This is a genomic window from Planococcus sp. TJ-307, from assembly GCF_058268435.1.
Genome location: NZ_JBZDOJ010000002.1, coordinates 450110 through 473090, shown reverse-complemented (window position 1 = coordinate 473090; position 22981 = coordinate 450110). Strand labels below are relative to the sequence as shown.

22 protein-coding genes and 1 riboswitch are annotated in these 22981 nt (G+C 44.9%); of the genes, 9 read left to right on the top strand and 13 right to left on the bottom strand.

What is annotated here, in order from left to right:
* Positions 1–169 precede the first annotated feature (169 nt).
* Both AC4EHK_RS08650 and ptsP read left to right on the top strand, forming a co-directional pair.
* On the top strand, positions 170–439 hold the full coding sequence (locus tag AC4EHK_RS08650) for a phosphocarrier protein HPr (protein ID WP_490978394.1): 270 nt from the start codon (positions 170–172) through the stop codon (positions 437–439).
* The gene (ptsP, locus tag AC4EHK_RS08645; protein WP_490978393.1) at positions 436–2154 is read left to right on the top strand and encodes a phosphoenolpyruvate--protein phosphotransferase; all 1719 of its coding nucleotides are present in this window, start codon (positions 436–438) and stop codon (positions 2152–2154) included. Before AC4EHK_RS08650 ends, ptsP begins: the two co-directional genes overlap by 4 nt.
* 46 nt (positions 2155–2200) lie before the next feature.
* Here ptsP and AC4EHK_RS08640 read toward each other — a convergent pair whose 3' ends face one another.
* The 5 genes from AC4EHK_RS08640 to AC4EHK_RS08620 all read right to left on the bottom strand — a co-directional run bounded on the left by AC4EHK_RS08640 (position 2201) and on the right by AC4EHK_RS08620 (position 7230).
* Positions 2201–2920: a 3-ketoacyl-ACP reductase gene (locus AC4EHK_RS08640; RefSeq protein ID WP_490978392.1), complete on the bottom strand. Its 720-nt coding sequence runs from the start codon at positions 2918–2920 to the stop codon at positions 2201–2203.
* A 278-nt stretch (positions 2921–3198) separates the two neighbouring features.
* Positions 3199–3357: a hypothetical protein gene (locus AC4EHK_RS08635; RefSeq protein ID WP_490978391.1), complete on the bottom strand. Its 159-nt coding sequence runs from the start codon at positions 3355–3357 to the stop codon at positions 3199–3201.
* Between the two features lie 97 nt (positions 3358–3454).
* Positions 3455–4399 (bottom strand): MBL fold metallo-hydrolase, encoded by a 945-nt coding sequence (locus AC4EHK_RS08630; protein WP_490978390.1) that lies wholly within the window; start codon positions 4397–4399, stop codon positions 3455–3457.
* 232 nt (positions 4400–4631) lie between these two features.
* Positions 4632–6152, bottom strand: a complete 1521-nt coding sequence (gene murJ / locus AC4EHK_RS08625; protein ID WP_490978389.1) for a murein biosynthesis integral membrane protein MurJ — start codon at positions 6150–6152, stop codon at positions 4632–4634.
* Between the two features lie 58 nt (positions 6153–6210).
* Positions 6211–7230 carry an ATP-grasp domain-containing protein gene (locus AC4EHK_RS08620; protein ID WP_490978388.1) on the bottom strand — a complete coding sequence of 340 codons (1020 nt, stop codon included), beginning with the start codon at positions 7228–7230 and terminating at the stop codon, positions 6211–6213.
* 254 nt (positions 7231–7484) lie between these two features.
* Between AC4EHK_RS08620 and AC4EHK_RS08615 the strand changes: the two genes are divergently transcribed.
* Positions 7485–8336 carry an NAD(P)H-hydrate dehydratase gene (locus AC4EHK_RS08615; protein ID WP_490978387.1) on the top strand — a complete coding sequence of 284 codons (852 nt, stop codon included), beginning with the start codon at positions 7485–7487 and terminating at the stop codon, positions 8334–8336.
* Positions 8337–8384: 48 nt separating this feature from the next.
* Here the strand turns inward: AC4EHK_RS08615 and AC4EHK_RS08610 are convergent, their stop codons facing one another.
* Positions 8385–8852 carry a low molecular weight protein-tyrosine-phosphatase gene (locus tag AC4EHK_RS08610; protein ID WP_490978386.1) on the bottom strand — a complete coding sequence of 156 codons (468 nt, stop codon included), beginning with the start codon at positions 8850–8852 and terminating at the stop codon, positions 8385–8387.
* A 186-nt stretch (positions 8853–9038) separates the two neighbouring features.
* Between AC4EHK_RS08610 and AC4EHK_RS08605 the strand changes: the two genes are divergently transcribed.
* Entirely contained in the window at positions 9039–9461 is a 423-nt protein-coding gene (locus AC4EHK_RS08605; protein ID WP_490978385.1) for a DUF2892 domain-containing protein, read from the top strand.
* Between the two features lie 454 nt (positions 9462–9915).
* Here AC4EHK_RS08605 and AC4EHK_RS08600 read toward each other — a convergent pair whose 3' ends face one another.
* The 3 genes from AC4EHK_RS08600 to AC4EHK_RS08590 all read right to left on the bottom strand — a co-directional run bounded on the left by AC4EHK_RS08600 (position 9916) and on the right by AC4EHK_RS08590 (position 13642).
* Complete coding sequence (locus AC4EHK_RS08600; RefSeq protein WP_490978384.1) at positions 9916–11346, bottom strand: carbon starvation CstA family protein; 1431 nt, start codon at positions 11344–11346, stop codon at positions 9916–9918.
* Positions 11347–11629: 283 nt separating this feature from the next.
* A complete protein-coding gene (locus AC4EHK_RS08595) occupies positions 11630–12913 on the bottom strand; it encodes an alpha/beta hydrolase (RefSeq protein ID WP_490978383.1) in 1284 nt (427 codons plus the stop codon).
* A 132-nt stretch (positions 12914–13045) separates the two neighbouring features.
* Positions 13046–13642: an SGNH/GDSL hydrolase family protein gene (locus AC4EHK_RS08590; RefSeq protein ID WP_490978382.1), complete on the bottom strand. Its 597-nt coding sequence runs from the start codon at positions 13640–13642 to the stop codon at positions 13046–13048.
* A gap of 307 nt (positions 13643–13949) precedes the next feature.
* Here AC4EHK_RS08590 and AC4EHK_RS08585 point away from each other — a divergent pair, with 307 nt between their 5' ends.
* On the top strand, positions 13950–14657 hold the full coding sequence (locus AC4EHK_RS08585; RefSeq protein ID WP_490978381.1) for an NAD-dependent deacylase: 708 nt from the start codon (positions 13950–13952) through the stop codon (positions 14655–14657).
* Between the two features lie 53 nt (positions 14658–14710).
* Here the strand turns inward: AC4EHK_RS08585 and AC4EHK_RS08580 are convergent, their stop codons facing one another.
* Complete coding sequence (locus tag AC4EHK_RS08580) at positions 14711–15277, bottom strand: YdeI/OmpD-associated family protein (protein ID WP_490978380.1); 567 nt, start codon at positions 15275–15277, stop codon at positions 14711–14713.
* 173 nt (positions 15278–15450) lie between these two features.
* Here AC4EHK_RS08580 and AC4EHK_RS08575 point away from each other — a divergent pair, with 173 nt between their 5' ends.
* From AC4EHK_RS08575 to AC4EHK_RS08565, 3 genes are all read left to right on the top strand, one after another.
* Positions 15451–16386 (top strand): acetamidase/formamidase family protein, encoded by a 936-nt coding sequence (locus AC4EHK_RS08575; protein WP_490978379.1) that lies wholly within the window; start codon positions 15451–15453, stop codon positions 16384–16386.
* Between the two features lie 58 nt (positions 16387–16444).
* Entirely contained in the window at positions 16445–18115 is a 1671-nt protein-coding gene (locus AC4EHK_RS08570) for a DUF2207 domain-containing protein (protein ID WP_490978378.1), read from the top strand.
* 108 nt (positions 18116–18223) lie between these two features.
* Positions 18224–18958, top strand: a complete 735-nt coding sequence (locus tag AC4EHK_RS08565) for a YqcI/YcgG family protein (RefSeq protein ID WP_490978377.1) — start codon at positions 18224–18226, stop codon at positions 18956–18958.
* 130 nt (positions 18959–19088) lie between these two features.
* Here AC4EHK_RS08565 and AC4EHK_RS08560 read toward each other — a convergent pair whose 3' ends face one another.
* Entirely contained in the window at positions 19089–20096 is a 1008-nt protein-coding gene (locus AC4EHK_RS08560) for a LacI family DNA-binding transcriptional regulator (protein WP_490978376.1), read from the bottom strand.
* A 174-nt stretch (positions 20097–20270) separates the two neighbouring features.
* On the opposite strand from AC4EHK_RS08560, the gene AC4EHK_RS08555 reads away from it, so the two are divergent.
* On the top strand, positions 20271–21038 hold the full coding sequence (locus AC4EHK_RS08555; RefSeq protein WP_490978375.1) for an arylamine N-acetyltransferase family protein: 768 nt from the start codon (positions 20271–20273) through the stop codon (positions 21036–21038).
* 41 nt (positions 21039–21079) lie between these two features.
* Here the strand turns inward: AC4EHK_RS08555 and AC4EHK_RS08550 are convergent, their stop codons facing one another.
* Positions 21080–22024 (bottom strand): ABC transporter substrate-binding protein, encoded by a 945-nt coding sequence (locus AC4EHK_RS08550; RefSeq protein WP_490978374.1) that lies wholly within the window; start codon positions 22022–22024, stop codon positions 21080–21082.
* The gene (locus AC4EHK_RS08545; RefSeq protein WP_490978373.1) at positions 22021–22569 is read right to left on the bottom strand and encodes a hypothetical protein; all 549 of its coding nucleotides are present in this window, start codon (positions 22567–22569) and stop codon (positions 22021–22023) included. Before AC4EHK_RS08545 ends, AC4EHK_RS08550 begins: the two co-directional genes overlap by 4 nt.
* A 167-nt stretch (positions 22570–22736) precedes the next feature.
* Positions 22737–22935: riboswitch (cobalamin riboswitch) on the bottom strand.
* Between the last annotated feature and the right edge of the window lie 46 nt (positions 22936–22981).

The window sequence follows — 22981 nt, the reverse complement described above, 5'->3', positions numbered from 1 at the left end:
TAAAAGTTCTGTTAAATAGATAATACTTGAAATCGCTTCCACAATCAATCATAATCGTTCATAAGCAATCAAAAAACGTCATTTTTTTATTTTCATTCAATCAAAACCCGTCATTACCGGTCATTGAGTGAACAAAAATGATTGCATCTACTAAAGGAGGAAATTAATCATGGTCGAAAAACAATTCACAATTACAGATGAAGCAGGTATGCACGCACGTCCGGCATCCGCATTAGTTGGAGCGGTGTCAAAATTCAAATCAGACATTACTATCGAACACAAAGGCAAGAAAGTAAACTTGAAATCAATCCTAGGCGTGATGTCTCTAGGCATTCCAAGCGGTTCTGAAGTGACCATCGCAGCAGATGGCGAAGATGAAAACGAAGCAGTTGAAAGAGCAGCTGAAGTGATGAAATCTGAAGGGATTTCAAACCAATGACACAAACAATGTCCGGAATAGCCGCATCGAATGGAATAGCCATCGCTAAAGCTTTTCGCTTAGAAAATCCGGAATTGAATGTGGACAAGCGGACAATTTCGGATGTCGACAGCGAGTTAGCGCGATTAACCTCGTCTTTGGAAACATCCATTGCTGAACTTGAAGTGATCCAGAAGAAAACAGCAGAGACAATCAGTGACAAGGAAGCCGCAATTTTTGGCGCTCACCTATTGGTCCTGAGTGACCCTGAACTGGTCGGTCCGATCACCGAACGCATCACAACTGACAAAGTCAATGCAGAGTTTGCCTTGCAGGAAACTACCGATATGTTCATCTCCATGTTTGAAGCAATGGACAATGACTACATGAAAGAACGCGCCGCGGACATCCGCGACGTCAGAAAACGTGTATTGGCCCACTTGCTGGGTGTGACCATCCAAAGCCCAAGCATGATTTCAGATGAAGTCATCATCATCGCAGAAGACTTGACGCCTTCTGATACGGTTCAATTAAACGCCCAATTTGTAAAAGGCTTTATCACCGATATCGGCGGGCGCACTTCCCACTCGGCGATTTTGGCACGCACATTGGAAATTCCCGCAGTAGTCGGCGCGAAAACCGCAATGGCGGATATTCAAAATGGCACCATTGTCATCGTAGATGGGTTGGATGGGAAGATTTTAATCGCCCCTGAAGACAGCATCATTGAAGAATACAAAAACAAACAAGCAGCCTATGACGAGCAAAAAGCGGAATGGGCCGTCTTGAAGAATGAAGCCACCGTTTCCGCTGACGGCCAGGCCGTTGAAATTGGCGCCAATATCGGCACACCAAAAGACATTGCAGGTGTCGTCGATAACGGCGGCGAAGCAATCGGCTTGTACCGTACGGAATTTCTTTACATGGGGCGTGACCAGTTCCCGACAGAAGACGAGCAAACAGAAGCCTATGCTTCTGTCTTAAAAGGCATGCAAGGCAAACCGACCGTTGTCCGCACACTGGACATCGGCGGCGACAAAGAGCTGTCTTACTTGGATCTGCCGAAAGAACTCAACCCGTTCCTTGGCTTGCGCGCAATTCGCTTATGCCTGGAAATGCCGGATATGTTCCGGACGCAGCTGCGGGCATTGCTGCGCGCGAGCGTCCACGGAAACTTGAAAATCATGTTTCCGATGATTGCAACGCTCGATGAATTCCGTCAGGCTAAAGCCCTGTTGATGGAAGAAAAAGCGAAGCTGCAAGCTGAAGGCGTAGAAGTGAGCGAGTCGATCGAAGTCGGCATCATGGTGGAGATTCCATCGACTGCCGTCATGGCGGACACGTTTGCCAAAGAAGTTGATTTCTTCTCCATCGGTACGAATGACTTAATTCAGTACACGATGGCTGCCGACCGCATGAACGAAAGCGTGTCGTATTTGTATCAGCCATTCAACCCGGCCATTTTGCGCCTGGTGAAAATGGTCATTGATGCATCTCACCGCGAAGGCAAATGGACCGGCATGTGCGGAGAGATGGCGGGAGACGAAATTGCGATCCCAATCCTTCTTGGCCTCGGCCTGGATGAGTTCTCGATGAGCGCTTCATCCATCTTAAAAGCCCGTTCTCAGATCAGCAAACTGTCAAAAGCTGAAATGGCTCAGCATACAGACCGCATTCTGGCTTTGAGCACTTCGCAGGAAGTTGAAGACTATGTAACAAAACTAACTGCCAACTAATGAAAAACGAGCCGAGAGATTTCTCTCTGGCTCGTTTTTCTGTGGTTTAAAATGGGTTGGTTGCCCATTGGCTGGATGTTGGTATAAAAATTCGGGGATGCAGCTTTAGCTGTGCCACCATGTATTCCGCTATATCTTCCGGCTGCATGAATTTTTCTTTGTCTTTTTCGGTTTCCCCTTCTTTATACGTTAAGTCCGTAACGACCCGGCTTGGCGTCAAGGCAAACACCCGAATGTTGTTTTTGCGGACTTCCTGTGACAGTGATTCTGTCATGCCAAGTACACCGAACTTCGAAGCACTATAAGCACTTGAACCCTCTGATCCCCGCAAACCCGAACTCGAGGAAATATTGATAATGTCTCCCCCGTTTTTCTTGATCATTTGCGGAAGTACAGTTCGAGTCACATAATACATGCCCATTAAATTGACATCAATCACTTGTTTCCACTCTTCCGGATCCAACTCTAAAAACGGTCCGTATTTGCCGATGCCTGCATTATTGATCAAAATATCAGCCGTGCCGATTTCAGCTGTCAACTTTTCAACGGCCGCTTCCACTTGTTCCAAATTCGAAACATCCGCTACTGCATAAGCTACACGTCCACGCAATGACTTGATTTCTTTAGAAAGTTTGACCAAATCTGCTTCTGTCCGAGCGATCAGCCCAACATTGACTCCTTCGTTAGCTAATGCGAGCGCTGTTGCCCGTCCGATCCCTTTTCCCGCTCCTGTAATAAATGCTGTTTTTTCGGTCAATAATTGCATAATTAAAAATTCCACCTCTCGCTTCTCGCTGATAACTTCCATTCATTAAACGCCCTCAAATTTTCAGATGTGGGTGAAAAATGTTTTTTACTTGTGTATTTTTTCTTTACCCTTAAAATGCGGACGCATAAACTGTTTCATTCACATTTAATGTGTTTTTAGTAATTGACTTACATGGATATTCAGTTATTCAGTATGAATAACTGAATATCGTTTATGAATGAAAATCTTGCGAAAGCGGACTTTTTGATTCAGCTTCTTTATGATTCACGATTGTGTCAGTCAACAGAATCTTGCTTTTTTCTCGAACTCTGTGCCTTGTCAGACTCCTCATCGTGCTGTTTTTCTGCTTCAAAATCTGGAAACTGATGTTCAGGGCTGCCGGTAAACTCTTCGTTTGCCTCTTCTTCCTCGCTCTTTTTATCTTTAGTTAGCATGTTGTGCCACTCCCTATCAATGTCGTTACCTATTGAATACCCGCTCTGGATTTCTTTAATCCAGCGCGGGTATTCAATAGAAATCAAATCCACAGATTCACTTTTGTTTCGACAGTCTATCCAGTATTCCCATCGAACTGACTTGCATGTCTAAGCGGATATACGGATAAACCTCGTGGGTGTCCTCCACGCCTTGGCTCTGCAAATAGCGCTGTACACGATGGAAGAGAAGGTCTGCCAGTTGTTGAGGAGAAAAATCGGCAGCGAATGCTTTGTCTCCTTCTGCCACAAATACGTTCAGCCATTCCTGGACTTGGCGAAGGGCTTTCTCAGGCTGGTCGCTTTTGCTGTAATGCCCATAATATATAGCGTCCAATTGGGCCAAAGACATGCGTTCTATGGCCTGATGCATGGCCCCGGGATTGAATTGATTGGGAGACGTGGATGGCAAGTACAGATCAATGCCTTCTTCCCCCAATTGCGCATAGCGTATGCCGACCGTGTCTCCGGCAAACACGCCGTTGCTGACAGGATCGTAAATGCTGAAATGGTGGTTGGCGTGCCCCGGAGTATCCCAAAATTCCAGCCTGCACGCAGCACCAATTTCAAGATAGTCCCCTTCGGTTTTGATAAGCAAACGTTCTTCTGGAATGGCCATAATCGGATCAAACAATTGATCAAACTGCTCGCCGTAGACCATTCGCGCTCCGGCGGTCAGACGGCTCGGATCCGACAGATGGCGTGCACCTTTCGGATGGACCACGACCGTGGCGTTCGGGCAATCCAGAAGCAACAACCCCGCCCCACCGGAATGGTCCAAGTGGACGTGTGTGACAATTATGTATTTAACATCGTCAAGTGTATGCCCTAAAGCAGCTAAGCCTTTTTGGATGTGTTTAACAGAAGGGCTCGGCCCGGTGTCCACAAGCGTCAGGTTTTCTTCAGCAATAACGTACGTGCCGGTTCGCTCCGGCAGCCCCATATCAAATCCGTCAATGATGTGCAAACGTTCAGACAAGCGAACAGGTTGTTTGTTTTCCATATTTTCCATCCCCTTTTTAATATGGCCAGCAGCCTTGTTACCAACAGTCTACCATTCTTTAGGGCTTAGCAAGTTGGCTCTCACACATTAGGCTTTTTAGCAGCCGGAATTGCCGCCCATCTGAAACTTATTTTTAGGAAAGATAACTGCCACTTACACCGGTTATTGCATAAAAAAACTTCCTTTCAAAGAAGAAAAGGAAGTTTTGACAAACATCAGGCTAGTCCAGCTTCTACCGCTTTACAATTTTCCTGCGTAATCCCGCAATCAGCTCGTCTACATCTTCTATTTTCATCATGGAGACGAGCGCGAAGTAGACTGCTGCTGCAAACAAGATCGCTGCAATGAGCGACAAATGTAAACCGGCTGCGGGCAACAGCAATTCATACAGAAGCTTTGCGGCTATGCCCATGGCCAGCGAAGCAAATGAAATTTTTACAAAAGGCAGGGAGATGGTCTTCATATCCAGTGGACCGATTTTTTTCCGTAAACTGATAAACAGTAGCGCAGTCCCGAAAATGGCCGAGATACTGGTGGCTAATGCCAAGCCCCCGATCCCTAAGTATTGGGACAGAATGAAGTTCAGGACAATGTTCAGCAGCATGGCAATTGCTGCATTGATCATCGGCGTACGCGTGTCCTGCATGGAATAGAACGCGCGTGACAGCACTTCCCGCAAGCCGTAGCCGATCATGCCGATCGAGTAAAAGAAAAAAGCCGCAGAAGTCATGGCAACGGCCTGTTCATCAAAAGCTCCCCGGCCAAACAGCAAGGCAACAATCGGTTCTGCAAAGAACAGCGAACCGATTGTTGCGGGAATAACCAGCAAATTGATGCCGGTGATCGCTTGTGCCAGCGCTTTTTTCAGGCCATCCAAATTGCCTTTAGACGCCATTTTCGAGATCAGCGGATACATCACCGTCGAAATGGAAACCACAAACACTCCCTGTACAAACAAATTGAGCGTATTGGCGTAGTTCAATGCCGAGATGCCGCCGACCGAAATTTGCGAAGCCAATGTGCGATCGACCAATTTGTTGATTTGATTGACGGAAGATCCGATAATGACCGGAACGGCCAAAAACACCATGTTTTGGATGTGTTGATCCTTCAAGTTGAAAATAAACTGATAGCGGAATCCTTTCCGATAGGAAAAATAAAGCAAAATCAGAAACTGGATCACGATGGCTGCGACATTGCCAATAGCCAGCAACAAGATAAAATCGTAGCGGTCACTGAGGACAATCGATGCGATGAGCACAATATTCAGCGGCAAACCAATCAGCGTCGGCACCACGTAATACTTTTTCATGTTCAAATAAGCACTCAAGATACGAATGGCCATTGTAAAGTATATGCCGACAATGCTGATGCGCGTAAAGGTAATCGCCAATTCAAGAATGTCGCCAGTAAAACCGCTGGCAAACAACTTGACCAGTGTTTCTGTGAAAATCAAACCGGCAATGACCACAAGTGTTGCAAATGCAAACAAAATATTCAGCAGGTTATTGGTATAGGCTTTGCTTTGCCGCTCGCCTTCTTTTTCTGCTATCCGGCTATACATCGGAATATAGCCAGTTGAAATGCCGGTGGCGACAAAACCGAAAATGACTGTTGGGATTGTCAATGAAATCAAATAGGCATCACTAACTCCAGAGGCTCCATAAAAATACGACAAGGTGATGTCTCGGAAAAAACCGATGAACTTAGAGAAAATCGTTAACACCATAATAAGTATGACTGCTTTTTTCATAGGAACCTCAATTCGACCATCTATCGTTTAGTTGGCAACTTTGTTATTCGGCTGCTGGTTAATCTTCGTGGATAAAGAAATGATCCCGAAAACGAATCATTCGGGTATTCCACCTCGGCTCCACTTCTACAAGCTCATTCAGCACATTGTACTGAAGATACAAATACGGAAAGTTGACACCGGCTCCGAGACTCATCACCTGGCTGCCGCAAAAACGGGCGTTGACGTCCGTCAATTTATAGCCAGTGTCTGTTTTAAAAAATTGCAGGTTTAAAAACCCATTGTCCGCCAGCACTTCTGAAATGCGAGTTGCAGCTTCGATCAAGTCTTTATTAAACAACACTTTGCCATCCAATACAATTCCGCTTGAAACGCCTGTCCGCTCTCGTGGAATCGCTGCTACCACTTTCCCGTCATGGATCAGCACGTCGACACTGTATTCTTTGCCAGCTAAAAACTCCATCGCAATTCGCCGATTGCTTCGGTCAAGGTCGCAATAATCATCTGCATTGACGAACTTATTTTTGCCTGCCCGCAAAGCCGCTAAATAGTTTTCTCTGTTGGTCACTATAGAGAAACCCATGGACCCATAGCCAGTCACTTCTTTCACGACAACATATGGCTCGCCTGGAAATGATTCTTTCAGTATTCTATGTATGTGTTGTGTCCCTGTAAAACCTACATATTGGGGAATATATTGAGACAAGCCATGCTCCAAAAGAAACTCGTACGTTTTTTCTTTGTCATTCAATACTTCAAAGTTGTTGCTTTCCGGCAAAGCCACAAGAACGTCCAGTTCGCTTCGGAACTCATGGTATAAGGCAATCTCTTCATGGAGTGAGGGAAATATGACATCAATTTTTTCCTCTTTCACAATCTTTAAAATCGCCTGCTTGTATAATTTCACATCAGTAAATCGAGGAATTTGATAGGTCTTGTCGCAAAATTGGTTGCCGGATGTTAGCGGGCGGCGGTCTGCACCGACAGCATAGACGTCGTCCTTCTCCTGAAAACCGCGCAGTAGCCCTTGTGCTGTCGGCCCGCCTATTCCGGTTACCAGTACATTAATCGTCTTCATCTTCAATCTCCTTCACTCGCTCATTCATTTATAGCTCCTGTTCTGATAGAAGCGACATAATTTCATTTTATCAGAATTAACTGGGTATTTGCTTTTTATTTTGCAATCCCCACAAAAGTTAAGTAACTTTAAGGTATAAGTCAACAGAAATAAAACAAATGTTTTTCTTAAGCCGTCTATTTGATTTATTTCCCTTTATGGACTATCACGACTTTGCTACGATACTACTTCACCAAATAATAGGAGGAATGACCATGACATCATTGACAGGAACACCACGTTTATGGACAGAAGCACAAGTAAAAGCTTCACTCCCACGCAGGGGATCCGACAGCCATAAAGGAAGCTATGGCACCGCTTTGCTGGTTGCGGGTACGAAAGAAATGCCGGGGGCCGCGTTGCTGGCAGGGCTCGGTGCTATGAGAAGCGGTGTCGGCAAGCTGGTCATCGCGACAGAAGCTGAAGCCATGGGCATGATTGTCCCGCAGTTGCCAGAAGCGACCTACCTGTCAAACGGACTGAAGCAAATTGCTGAACAGCAGTCATCGGTCAATTCATACCGTGCAGCTGCCATCGGTCCCGGAACCATTCCGGACAGCTTGATGGAAGATGCCGTAAATGTTCTTCTTGAAAGCCGAATGCCGATTATTTTAGACGCAGGCGCTTTAAGCAAGAGGACATACTCCGATCGACAGGCACCCATCATCCTGACGCCCCACCCTGCCGAGTTTTCTCGCATAACCGGGGTCACTGTCGAGGCCCTGCAAGAAAATCGTGCGCTTCATGCCGGTGAGTGGGCGAAAAAACTGGGAGTTACGATTGTATTAAAAGGGAAAAAAACCATTACCGCGTTTCCGGATGGTGAAATTTGGGCAAATCCATCCGGCAATAGTGCCCTTGCAAAGGGCGGCACCGGCGATACGTTGACGGGCATGATGCTTGGCATGTTGTGCTGCCACACCGATTGGAAGCAAGCCGTGCTGAACGCGGTCCATCTGCACGGGGCGTGTGCAGACGAATGGGTAACGAATCGCTCTCCCCATACGCTCTTAGCACACGAATTGACTGAGCTGTTGCCAACAGTTTGGGCAAGATTTGAACAATAAACCCCAGAAAAAACCAGCCGTTTTTGTCCACGGCTGGTTTGCAACATTTTAACCCCATTTATTTTCTTCTTTTATTTTCATTAATAATGCCTGACAGCCATCTACAACCAGTTGATAAGTTTCCTCAAAGTTACCTGTATAATAAGGGTCCGGAACGTCTTTCGAATGATAGGTTAAATCCAAAAACCGAAGAATTTTCGAGTCGCTTGGCTGATCGAGCATTGAACGGATATCTGCAATATTTGTCTGGTCCATGCCAACGATGTAGTCGAATTTGTGGAAATCGTCCTTGTGCAGTTGGCGCCCCTTCATCCCGCTTGACGAGATGCCATAATTTTTCAGTATTTTCACCGTTCCTGGATGCGGCTTTTTGCCGACATGCCAATCTCCTGTTCCAGCCGAGTCTACCTCTACTTTTTTAGATAACCCTTGTTTGTTGAGCTGCTCTCGCAAAACCGCTTCCGCCATAGGCGAGCGGCAAATATTGCCTAAACATACAAACAGTACACGGATCATGCAGAACACTCCTCTCCATTGGTGGTATACAAATGTTATAGACTTTATGTGCATAGTATAGCACCCGCTGCTGCCTCAAGCAGTGCGGAATTGCTCTTCCCATTGCATCAGTTTATTTACAGAAAAGGTTTAGCGTCCCCTCATTGCGGAATACTACTAACATACTGCGAAAGCGAGGAATCGATTATGAACACAGATATTCAAACATTGCCATCCACACAAACAAAAATTGCCGAGGCAACGCCGGACCACATCAATCAACAAATAGAACGGGAAACCGAAGCCCGTATCAATCAGTTTAAACGTGAAGAACCCGAAGCGATCAAACAGCGCATCGCTGAACTGGACAACGAACGGGATACCGAGCAGGTTTTGAAAATCACGATGGCCGGTATTGCCTTGTCCGCCTCTTTATTGACGCTTACAGCCAATAAAAAATGGGCGCTATTGGGCGGAACCGCCAGTGCCTTTATGCTCCAGCAAGCGCTCCGGGGGTGGTCTCCACCACTTTATTTGATCCGCCGCCAAGGCATTCGCACTGCGAGTGAAATCAACTTGGAAAAACAGGCGCTGAAAAATTTGTTAAAAGACGAACATTATCCAGTCTAGCTCCATAAATAAGTAAAACGGCTTGCCCCACAGTTGAATGGGGCAAGCCGTTTTACTACCGGTATTTAAATTTTGAAATGTCGTTTACCCGTCGGTTTATTGCGCACTAATTTTCCTTTGTATATAACCCACAGCAAATAAAGTGTGCCGATGATGCTCAATGAAAACAAAAGTACCTGATAAGAAGCCAGGCCGCGGTGCATCATAGTTTCTGCATAGCGGATGCAATTCATCGAAAAAATCAAGATCGGCAACCATAACCAATTATTAGAAATTGACTTTTCCCCCTTTTTTACGAGTGACCGGCTCTATCTGCGAGAGCTTCTAATCATCTCAGTTTTTAATTGTATCAAAAAATCAGGAAAAATAAAGATTTTTTATTTTACTTTCATTTCTCACAAGGTTTTATCTCTATAACATAGCAAAAAGCAGGCTTGTAACAGCCTGCTTTTTGCTATTCGACTGCAGCAACTGTCTGCACGTCTTCTTTTCGGTTCTTTCTGGCTTTGCCATAAAAAAGTACAATAACGATAGCCGTCAGAACCAACCCGATAATGAATGAAAGATTCAAGTCCAAGTTAAAGCCAATTTTTTGGTTCAGTATATAGACGAAAACCATATACGTGATAAAGATCGCTGGTGCAAGAGACACCAAGTAGTTTTTGCCTTGGATGTAGAGGTACATCGTCGCGATCCACAACGCAATGGCCGCAGTCGCCTGATTGGCCCACGAGAAGTAACGCCACAGCAGATTAAAGTCAACCTGCGTCAACACTGCCGAAATGATGAAAAGTGGTATAGCAATTGCCAGTCGTTTCACCAGCTTGGTCTGATCTACTTTGATGTAATCGGCAATAATGGAGCGTGCCGCGCGGAATGCCGTATCGCCGGAAGTGATCGGCAAAACGATGGCACCCAAAACAGCAATGGTTCCGCCTACTGCACCAAGCAAAGTCATAGACACTTCATTGACAACCGCTGACGGCGTGCCGGAGTTGATCAAGCCGCTCAAGGTTTGGCCGTCAAAAATGCTCATGGCTGCAGCTGCCCAGATCATGGCAATGATCGCTTCCGCAATCATCATTCCGTAAAAGATGTAACGGCCCTGAGATTCTTTTTCAACCGTCCGTGAAATAATTGGCGACTGGGTTGCATGAAAGCCCGATAGTGCCCCACAAGTAATGGTGAAGAACAAGATCGGGAAAATTGGCAAATCACCCGGATGCATATTCGTAAAGTTTAATTCCGGGATTTTGTATTCGGAAAACATCAGCGCAACACCGACGCCCAAGGTCCCAATCAATAGCACTGCCCCAAAGTATGGATAAAGCCGTCCGATGATTTTATCGATTGGCAAAATGGTCGATAAGAAATAATAAATAAATATGATGACAATAATAATGCCTACAGCAACTTTTCCATCCAACAAAATTGACAGCAGGGATGCCGGCGTCGTCACGAATACCGTTCCGACCAACAACAGCAGCAATAGGGCAAAGACATTGACGACATGGCGAGATGCAGCTCCCAAAAACTTGCCGGCAAGTTCCGGAATGTGCGCTCCTTTATTGCGAATGGAAATCATGCCTGTTAAATAATCGTGTACTGCTCCGGCAAAGATTGAACCGATCACAATCCAGAGAAATGCCACTGGGCCATAAAGCGCTCCCATAATAGGACCAAAAATCGGTCCCGTTCCGGCGATGTTCAGCAACTGAATTAATGCATTTTTGTGTTTGTTCATTGGTACAAAATCGACACCGTCCGCATTGGCATAAGCAGGCGTTTTTCTCGTTTCGACCGGATCAAACATTTTTTCAATAAATTTTCCGTATGTAAAGTAGGCCACCACCAAAATGGCAATGGAAATTAGAAAAGTAAACATTGGGCACCCCTATTCTTATATGAAAACGCTTTCTTGATATACTAAGAAATTCCAGCTATGTGCTATTTTCTTAGTATGATTGGCTTTGCTCCTTTCATTTGTCTTTAAAAGTAGTTTTACAAAAAATAATCAAACTTATCATTTATATACTAGAAACATATTTTATGTTATTAGTATAGTTTTAAATAGTCAATCTTTTTTTGAAAAACAAAAAAAATAACGCCAAGCTTTACCGAATTGCTAACTAAAAACGCCTTCCGGCAATCGGAAGGCGTTTGGATCATTAGTTCAGAAACTCTGTTATCCCTTCCACCAATCCATCTGCAAGCGGTAAATCCGGATTGCTGTACGTTTCTAGATTTTCTGCAGAGTCGGCAGAAGCATTTTTAAGAACATGGTTCATGTCTTCGATTATCAATATTTCTGCATCTTTAGAAGCATCTTTCAAAAGCTTGGCATCTTGCGCAGGCACTTGAAGATCAGTGGTGCCACCAATGACTAGGACAGGAATATCAAGCTTGGCGAGTTCAACCTTGGGGTCATATGCTAACCACGAAATCAGGTACGATTGAACCGATGGCCGAAAAATGTTGGCCAGCTCTGGACTGATTTGCTCGACCCTGTTCCCTTCTTTTAACGCTGCTATGATTTCCGCCGACTCCGCTAACAGATTTTCAGAAAGCTGCCCACTCAACTGCTCCATTAGCACCTCATCAATTGCACGGCCGGGCCCTGCTAATGAAACAAACACTGAAGCATCTTGCTGCTGTGCCGCAATCATGCCAATCAATGATCCTTCACTGTGTCCTATGACACCCGTCCGGTTAAAGGTTTCCTGTGACTTTGCATATTTGATCCAGGCCGCTGCATCTGCAATGTAATCATCAAATTCCAAGTCTTCTTCCATCCCAGCCAAGTGTGCGTTTTCTCCAACTCCCCGTTTATCGTAACGGATTGAAGCGATTCCTTGTCCAGCCAATGCTTCCGCTACCATTTTCAAGCTATTATTTTTCCCTGCCAACAGCGGCGAGTTGCCATTTTTATCGGTCGGTCCAGAACCTGACAGCATAACCATCACAGGAAATGGTCCCTCTCCTTCTGGAGTTAAAACAAGTGCCTTCATCGTTCCCCCTTCCACAGCAATTTCCACTTTGGTGCCAGCTTCTTTTTCAATGGTTGCAGTGGATCTGACCAGTTCGAATGGAAAGCTTTGTCCTTGTTGAGTGAATGTACCCGTGATTTCACCTTGAATCATTTCACCATTAAAAATCAATTTTTGATTTTGAATATTCATTTCAAAACGAATAACTGGGTCATCAAATTCAATGGCTGTTAGCGGGAAATCTGCAATGCCTTGAACAGGTATTGAAATGGTCCCTTCTTGCCCGTTAAATGCAACGATAATCGGCAGTGGTTGATCGGGTACTTGAATAGCCCCTTCCCAGTTTCCTTCAAGTTCCTCCATTGGTTTCTCCTCCTCGTCCTCTTTGCTGTTTTCCTTGCTGCAAGCTTGTAAAGACAAAAACAAAATGACCAACACGATACCAACACGTAAGGTTTTCTTCATTTTTTCCCTCCGTCCCTTGGCGTCTCACTCTTAAAGGCGTTATAAACAAAATGATCTATCGATCTTTTCCGGTAAAGAAAAAAGCACAGAAAAATTCTGTGCTTCCTCTTACTGTAAGTCCACAAAAGCCGACTACTTTTTAACTGGCTGAATGGAAAATCCAGTTGTGGATAAGGTTTGGATCATCAACTCATGCATGAGCTTATAGCCTTCGTCATTGGGGTGAATAGAATCCAACCAAATAGACGGATTTTTTCCCATCGCAGCTGTTTTCGAAACGATGATACCTTTTTCGCCGATGGCTGAATTCCAGGCGCGGAACAACAAGTTTGTAAAACCAAAATATTGCTCTTCTTTTTTCATGGAATTGTACAAGTTATTCTGAACGATGATTGCCTCGTCGTTTGCCTGTCGGATCAAAGAGTAAATTTCAAGCAGGTTTTGGCGGTAGGTACGTTTTAAAATGGAAAACTGCCGAAGCAACCCCTTTGGCCCACCATTTCGAAATCCACGAAGCAAATCATTGCCGCCAATATTTAGCAGCACTAGGTCTGCTTTTCCGAGTGGCCCATGCCAAGAATCTGTGCGCATTTTCTGGACCAAGCCGCTGCTGGTCAGTCCATTAATGCCAAGATTCGTAATCTTACTTGTTGGGAATGTTTCTTTCAAATAATTGGCAATGCCGCCTTTGGTCCCGTAGCCGTAAGCTACAGAGTCGCCTAAAATCACTATGTTTTCTATATAAAGCGGTGTTTCACTTTTTTTGGTAGTAAGAAAAGGTACTCTTCCAAAAAGGGCACCCGATCGGAAATGGATCAATCTGCTGCACGTCCCTTCTTGCTGTTTTTCTCTGTTATTTTATCATATTTCAGCAAATTCGCCGTGTAAAACGCTCCTGCAGTACATCGTCAACTTATACTTTCGGTGCCGAAACCTTTATCATTAAAACTGAGAACTGGCCTCCCAGTCCAACTTCTCGTCGCAAACGCACCGTTAATTGGGCTGTTTTAAGAATTTTTTTAAAGGAGTGGATTTAATGATCAAAGACTGGCTTTTAAACGCGAAGCATGTGGTTGTCTTTACCGGTGCCGGCATGTCCACAGAAAGCGGGTTGCCTGATTTCCGCTCAGCAAACAAGGGATTGTGGCAGCAAAAAGACCCAAGCAAAATAGCCAACATCGAGGCGCTGAATACGAATGTTGAAGAATTTATCGTTTTTTACCGCAAGCGGGTTATGGGCGTAAAAGAGTTCGAACCGCATCATGGCCACCGCATTTTGGCGGAATGGGAACGACAAGGACGCCTGCAGTCCATCATTACCCAAAACGTTGACGGTTTCCACCAGCTGGCCGGCAGCCAACAAGTCGCTGAGTTGCATGGCAGCTTGCAAAACATCCATTGCCAGCTGTGCGGCACTTCCCGCAACAGTCAAACCTTTCTCGACGAATCCTATCGCTGCGGATGTGGCGGCATTTTTCGCCCTTCTGTCGTGTTGTTTGGAGAAATGTTGCCCGAACAGCCTTTTGAAATGGCCTACGACGAAGCAAAGCGGGCCGATTTGTTCATTGTCCTCGGCTCTTCGCTGTCGGTTGCGCCTGCCAATCAGTTTCCGCTGATTGCCAAAGAACATGGTGCAAAGCTTGTTATTGTCAACCAGGAATCAACACCACTCGACCGCTATGCCGACTCGGTTATCAATAACCGCCAAATTGGCGACGTCTTAAAAGAATGGCACCAGTACTGACTAAATAGAAAGTACCGCTTTCTGGTGTTTTCCATTTACCATCGAAACCGCTCTCAATAATCGATCAGCCGGCCATTATCGTTCCACTGCCCATACATTTTATTTGCTCTCGTATTTTCAATCAACTTATCCAATCTTTTGGCAAAAACTATGGGATCATTTTTATATCCTTGAATGTTGTCAATTCGAATTCTTCGATACAATTCAGGAAAGTTTAAAAAGTTCTCATATACGTCTTCTTCTTTCAATCGGTACTCAATGTCTGGATCGATACTAAAAGATTCTGGGCGCATATCAGGAAGAATATTCAATCCTTCTTCTTTCATCAAACCTAGCTTTACCAACCTTCTCACGCGCTCTTTGTTTAACTCTGTCCAGTTGCTTGTTTTTTTTCTGGGTGAAAATCGTTGAGCCAGTTCTGTATCAGATTTCTTCTTCATGATGCCGTCAATCCATCCAAAACATAAAGCCTCCTCGACTGCATCCAGATACTGAATGACGTGCGGTTTTTCTTTTACACTGACCAATAGCCAACAAAACTTTTCAGTAGTTGCATGTTGTTCGAGCCACTCTCTGAACTCCTGTCTTGTATTGATGGCCAGTAAGTTTTCAATTTCCATCTTAAGCAGCTCCTTTCTTGTGTTCTGTTGAAAGTAGTGGTGAAAATAATCCATTCTCTTTTTCTATCTAAATGTTTCTCTGTTGCTGCCGGAAAATCCTTTTTGTTCATTCAGCCAGTCATTGATATAATCAGAAGAATAAGAAAATCCATTCAGTTGAAAGGGGCATTTTTGTGATCCATTCCATACCACTCCATTCCAGTCAGCTACATTCTTCTTTTAACCGCGACTATACACCTATTTTGACGGTCGCTTCAGGAGACACCATCCAGTTGACAACACCCGACATTCAATGGGGATATTCCGCATCCGAAAACGAAGAACGAACCCTTTTTACATCTCGCGAAAATGAAGAAAAATTGATCCATCCCATCATAGGGCCAATCGCCGTTCAAGGAGCCAAGCCCGGCATGGTGCTGGAAGTACGCACCAACAAGCTGATTCCCGGCTGGTACGGACGCAACTGGGCTGGCGGGCTGCCAGCTTGGCAAAACGGAAAACTCGGCATCACCGACAGCGAACGATTGCAAGTCGACTGGAAGTTGGACGCAACTAAAATGACTGGAAGCTGTGAACTCGGCGGTCAGGAGTTTAAAGTCGGCCTGTCTCCTTTTCTTGGCTTAATGGGCGTGGCACCTGCCGAAGCCGGGAGTTTCCCAACAAAGCCCCCTGGCTACTTTGGCGGCAATATCGATTGCAAAGAATTGGTGCCCGGCAGCAGCCTTTTCTTGCCTATTTCGGTAGACGGTGCGCTGTTTTCATTGGGCGATGGCCATGCGCTTCAAGGAGATGGGGAAAGTTCCGGTACGGCAATTGAATGCCCCATGGACTTGGCTGACATTACGCTGGTCCTGCACGAGGATATGAAACTGACCATGCCGCGGGCAAATACCCCAGCCGGATGGATCACCTTCGGATTTAACGAAGACCTAAACGAAGCAGCAGCAGTTGCACTTGCTGAGATGGTTTCCTTTATGGAACAGCTGTATGGCATTTCCCGGACAGAAGCGACCGCTTTATCAAGTGTTGCAGTCGATTTGCATATCACGCAAGTCGTTAACGACGTCAAAGGGGTCCACGCAATTTTGCCGCATGCAGCAATTCGCTAAACAAGATTTCTGAAACTTTTGCTTGCAGTTTCCGTACATAAAGAAAGAGGTGATGGAAATGAACAAGAAAAGATCTTCTATAATTGCAGCAGTTCTACTGGTTTTTGTCCTGTTTCCTGTTCAAGCCCTAGCTGTTGACTATTCTATTTCCGAAGTGATCATTGAGGCGCAGGTTAATGCCGATGGAACGGTGGACGTGGTGGAGAACCACACTTATGCGTTCGAAGACGATTTTAACGGCATCACTCGAGAAATCGTTCCAAAAGAAGGCACGTCAATTCAAAACTTTACTGGCTATGAAGATGGAGCCGAACTAAATGTTGAACGTGACGGGGACTTGTATCAAATTTTCCGTGAAGGCGATGACGAAACCATTACAGTTGAATTGCGCTATGAAATTCAACAAGCCGTTGAAAAATTTGAAGACGGCGCCGAGTTTTACTGGCCTTTCTTCGATGACCGCAATGAAAGTGATTATGAAGACATGACGATATCGGTAAGCCCTCCCGCTCCAGCAGAAAGAACCGATTTTGTCGGCTATGACGAAGCCTTTGAAACAGGCTCTGTGCAAAATGACGGCTCGGTCCTGTTTGAAATGGGCTTGGTTCCCGAAGGCTCAAACGGCGATGTCCGCGTTATTTTTGATGCCGAACTGTTCCCTGCCCTTCCCTTGCAAAACGGCTCTGTACGCGAAGAGTTAGCTGATGAAAAAGAGCGGCTGGAAAACGAAGCGGCTGCTTTTGCAGCACGACAGGATACGGGAAGATTTATCGGCACTGGGCTCGTTCCAGCGGCTGGAGCATTGCTGCTTGCCATGACCGCTTGGGCTTGGAACCGTTCACGAAAAACCAGGCAACAGGCACAACCAACTGATGGTGCTTTCTTTGTACCAAAGCAGAAGATGAGCATTCCGGCTACTTTGTATTTCACCAAGTCTTCCATTTTGACACCATCCGTAACCGCAGCTGCATTAATGGAACTGGTGCGCAAAAAGTACGTTGAACAAGTATCGCAAGAACAATTCCGGCTAATTGACCGCAATGCAGAACTTGTGCATGAAAACAGTTTGATCGAACTGCTTTTTGACAAAGTTGGCGACGGAGAATTCTTTGAAACAAAAGATCTTGAGGCTTACACAAAAAATGAATTAAACCATGCGGCTTATAACGAATCTATCGCTGCCTGGCAGCAAGGTGTTGCAGCAGAAGCAAAACAGCATGAATTGTACGGCAATCCGAAAGGACTACGCTGGACGGTCGGATTGATTGGACTGGCGTTGTTTGCAGCGGCGATTTTCTTCGGGATCATGAACCTATTGCCGCTAATGTTCTTCTCGCTCGTGATCGGCATTTGCTTTATCGCTTTTTGTTTTTACTCCCCCATTACTTATGAGGGCCACGTCATCCGTGCAGAATGGAAGCAGCTGCGAGAAGCCATGGAAAATTTGAACGAAGATGATTGGCACCACTTGACGCAAGACGAAAAAATGCGTGCTTTTGCCTATGTGTTAGGCGTTGATGAAAAATCATCAAACTCCAATACCCAAAGATTCACCACTGCTTACAGTGAATCGGCATTTGCGGACTTTGGCGTATTTTACAACCCTGTGCTGCTGACGGGCATATTTGTCGCTGCCAATTCAAGCACAAGTGCTTCGGCCAGCGGAACAGGCTCTGTTTCTTCCGGTGGTGGTGCTGGCGGCGGTGGCGGCGGCTCGGGTGCCTTTTAACAAACCGCTCAAACGGCTGAGATTTTTTCTCGGCCGTTTTTGTTTTGCCTACAGCTTCTTGGGGAACAACAAGGTAGATGTTATTTTTTGTATATGGAGGAACTTTACATGATTACTACTAACGAAGCTTTATTAACAAAAGAGGACTTTTCAACCCGTACCGACCTGCCGGAATGGCTTTTGGCTGAATACAAGACCTTTCACGAAACCGTGACAGACAAAACCTTTCCTTGCTACTTTGGAATGAGCGGCGAGTTAAAAGGCGAATTGCGCTATGCCTATATCACACAAGAAGATTGGAGCAATTTGCCTGCAGCTGTCGAATCGTTCTTGGCTTTGTTCAACAACCCAAAACATAAACGCCACGGCTTGTTCGTTTTTGTGGAACCGTTCAAGGAAGAAGGTTCTTTGGAAACCTACCGCCAACAATTTTGGGACATTCTCCAGTATTTGCATGACGAAGACGAAATGGAATGGCCCAAAGATGCTCCGCGCGATCCGGACCATTATTTATGGGATTTCACGTTCCAGGGCGAACCTATTTTCATCTTCGGCAATACCCCAGCCTACAAGCAGCGGAAAACGCGGGATCTTGGCAACGCCATGGTGCTTGGCTTTCAGCCCCGCCGTATTTTTGAGGGGTTAAAAGGAACTGAAAAAGGCGGTGTCATGTCACGCGAAAAAGTTCGTCAGCGTGTAGAAGAGTGGGATCACCTGCCAACACACCCAGATATCAGCCATTTCGGCGACCCTGAACACAACGAATGGAAACAATTTTTCATCGGGGATGATAGCGAACCCATCCAAGGAAAATGCCCTTTCATGCACAAAGACATGAAGTAAGACAAAATGAAAAGAGTCGTTTTGGACGGATTCCAAAACGACTCTTTTTTGGGTTTAAACATAAACCAGACAAGGGTAATCCTATAGTGTTGCCCTAATGCGGCTGAAAAAAATCAGCCCGCTCGACTGGTTAAAGGGATGCAGTAGACTTTCGCTCATGCAAGCGAACTTCTCTGCTGACATGAAATGCTTCGTCTTGATTGAGGGTTAGCATATCAAGAAGCCGGTTGATTGCTTCTTGCCCAAGGTCATCCAGGCTATCCGTTGGACCAACAGATGTCAAGCCAATAGCCGAATGTTGACTCAGTTCCGAGTTGCCAATGCCGATAATGCTGACATCTTTCGGAATGTGGTAGCCGGCTTGTTGATAAAAGTCTAAAAACTGAATGGCAATTTCGTCTGTAGCAGCCACAATCGCCGTTGGTTTTTTCTTTAACGACTGAAGATCTTCGAAGGCGCTGTAAAGAGACTCTTTGTCCGTGTCTGCAATTACCAATCGTTTTTTGCGAATTTTATTCCCTGCTTCCTGCAGCGCATAAACAAACCCTTGAAAACGCTCTTTATGCGAAGGATTATTCAGTGTTCCGCCTATCCAAGCGATTTCCTCGTGCTTGTTTTCGAGAAGATGGCTCGCGGCCAGGTAGCCTGCCTCCACATTGTTTAAACCAATTGAGTTGTGACTATCAGGGTAGCTTGAGTTAAGGAGAACAAAAGGAACTTTTGCCTGATTCAGTTTTTCGTAACCTGCTTTATCCAGTCCAACAGATGCGATGATTAGCCCATCAACGTTGCTGGACAAGATCGCGTCATAAGTTTCCGACTCATTGTCTTTCGTGACGAAATGTACATTGACTTGATAGCCTTTTTCTTTTGCAACATTGAGAATTGCAGGAGCAGAACCAATAAAAATTGAATCATCCAACGACCCAGCAATAAGACTGATGGTTTTAGTAGCTTCGACCATAGGCATCGTATCTTCATTACCCGTCGTCGAATAATTTAATTCATTGACTGCGGCCATCACTTTATCATAAGTGTCTTTTTTCACTTGATCCGGTTTATTCAATACTCGTGAAACCGTGGTTTGTGAAACACCTGCATGTTTTGCAACGTCTGTAGTTGATACCAAATCGATCACCCTGCTTTCTTTTTTTAGCTAACTCAGCTATTCATTTCAACCATTAAATACAATTCATTTACTTATTCACTATACCACCTTTAACCATTTTCTACACATTTGAAAACAAAAAATCCGAATGAATAGAAAAATAAATTATTCGGTATCATAATTTGAAGGGAATGAATAATATTCATGAATAAAGAAGTGTACTTAAAAAGATTTAAAGCTAATCCAATTCAGGAACATTTTTTACAGAATTTAGCAGAGCTTCAATCCTTGCATATGCAAAATGTCCCGTTTGAAAACTTAGATGTTATACGTAAAACACCCATTTATTTAAATCTCGAAAGCATTTACGATAAAATTGTGAATCACCATCGAGGCGGTTATTGTTACGAGTTGAATGGTTTGTTCCATTGGCTGCTGGGGGAACTGGGATTCGATGCAAAGCTAATCTCTGCCACTGTTCAAAAACCGGATGGTACTTGGTCTAAATCAGATACTCATGCAGCGATTCTGGTAGAGCTTGATACCTTGTATTTAGTTGATGCCGGATTCGGCGATTCCACGATCAGCCCTATCCCAATTGGCGGAGAACGCCATACAGACCATAGCGGCACTTATCGCGTTCAGCAAGTAGACGATGTGTATTATGATTTAATTAGAGAAAACGATGACACTGAAAAAATTCTTTACCGCTTCTCAACTGTGGAAAAGCAACTGGTTGATTTTCACGAGGGCTGTGTGTTTAACCAAATATCCAAAGATTCGCCTTTCACCCACGATGATTTGGTGACGCGCGCAACAGCTGATGGACGCATTACTTTATCCGGAAGTCAGTTGACACGTTCAGAAAACGGAGAAAAAACCAAAGTTGAATTGTCTGTTGAGGAAAAAAGACGTGTACTAAATGAGGAATTTGGCATTGATCAGGAGACACTGGAAGAACAACTGCAATAACCCAAAAAATCCCCGCTTGTTAAGCGGGGATTTTACTGTTTTTATTCAAAAGCTTCCGGATACACAGTTTTAGCTACCAATTCGACGGCATCGCCAATTCTTGGTCCTGGCCGTGATGTGATGTCCGAGTCCAGGAAAAATACTTGGTCATTTTGGATAGCGTCAATATCGTTCCAACCTTCGCGCGCTTTAATTTCATCAACGGAATTTTCTACATAAGAAACGGTAGTGGCGATAATCTTTGGATTCCGTTCAATAACTTCTTCTTCAGAAATCTGCGGCCAGCCTTCGAGATCGCCAAACAGATTGTCGACTTGGGCATGGTCCAATATTTCCTGTTGGAACGTATTTTGGCCGGTCGTATAGATTTCCGGTGAAGGGCTGATTTCAACATACAGCTGTTTTTTCTCTTCTATGGAAGCAACTTGCTCTTGTATGCTTTCAATTTGCTGCTGTATGGAAGCAATCAGCTCATCCCCTTTATCTTCAAGACCTAATACCGTGGAGATTTGCTCGATGTCCCCATAAACATCTTCAAATGATTCTGCGGTTTCAATGACAAACACTTGAATCCCCGCTGCTTCGAGATCTTCAAAACCGGTTGGCCCACCTGTGGAATAGCCGATGACAACGTCTGGATCCATTTCGATAATGCGTTCTGCGTTGAATGTGACAGAATCTGAAACCCGCTCCACCTCTGTTGCTTCAGCTGGATAATTATCGTAGTCTGTAACGCCGATAATTTTGTCTCCTGCTCCGATTTCGTAAAGAATTTCGGTATTGCTTGGAATCAAGGAGACAACGGTCGCTGGAACTTCTTCAAAAGTCAGCTCTTTATCCAAGTCATCGGTTACCGTGTACTCAGTTTGTTGCGAAGGCTCGGTCGCTGTTTCGGGATCTGTTGTTTCGGCAGTGTCAGACTGGCAAGCTCCGAGTGCTAAAGCCAGTGTTCCGATCGATAAGAATTTGAATACGTTGATTTTCATTTGTTTTTGGCCACTTCTTTCTTTTTTGGTCTTGTTGGATAGGACTTGCTGACGAACGGAATTTCTTCCACGCCGTGATGCTGATTGACATATACCGCCATAGTAAACAATACGTTTGCCAACAGGTTGGCATAATCAAAAAGGATTTCGGGCACTTCCCGCTCTAGGCTCACTTTATGCAAAGCCCGTACGGATTTTTTCGCTTCACTGCGGCACACATGCAGCACACAGGCGGCTTGGGTTCCTTGCGGCAAGACAAAATTCCCAATTTTATCTTTAGTAAAGTTTACATAATAATCATACATAGCGCTTAACATAGATAAATCCTCTTCTGCGATGGCAAGTTTGCCCCGTACCGAACCATTTAAATGGTAAGCCATGGGCTGTAAAGTTTTCAAATCCCGCTGAACCACTTCAATATCTGTTGTCAGTGATAAAGCTTCCCCGATTCGGGTCGTCAAAGAATCTGTGCGAATTTCAAAATCCACTGTGGAAGCGGATTCACGCATGAACGGATAACACAGAAAACGCATGTCTTTTTTCATCTTTTCACCTCACTTTTGTTTGGTGAACACCACTGCATTGAACGCTCCCGCAAAACAGCAAAAAGCCGCCCTCAAAAAGAGGGCGGCACTATAGCTATTCAAAGACATACTTCAGCAGTCAAAAATAGACATTTTGCCGTATGATTCCCTTAGCTTCCGAAGAGTAAAAATACGTTCAAAAAAAGGTAGGTCTCCTGGCTTGTGCATCACTTTACTCTAAGAACCTTCCCGTTCAGATGACTTGGAGCATCTAAACAGTGGCATTTTCTTATTTCATACGCACTTACAGTTGCGGAAACAGCCCCGGAATCTAACCGGGTTCCCTGTTATGCTGATTGATCAGCACCTTTTTTCTGCATGATTATTCACTTGTTTTCAGTGTAGCATACCCCTGGCAGCAAAAGACATACGC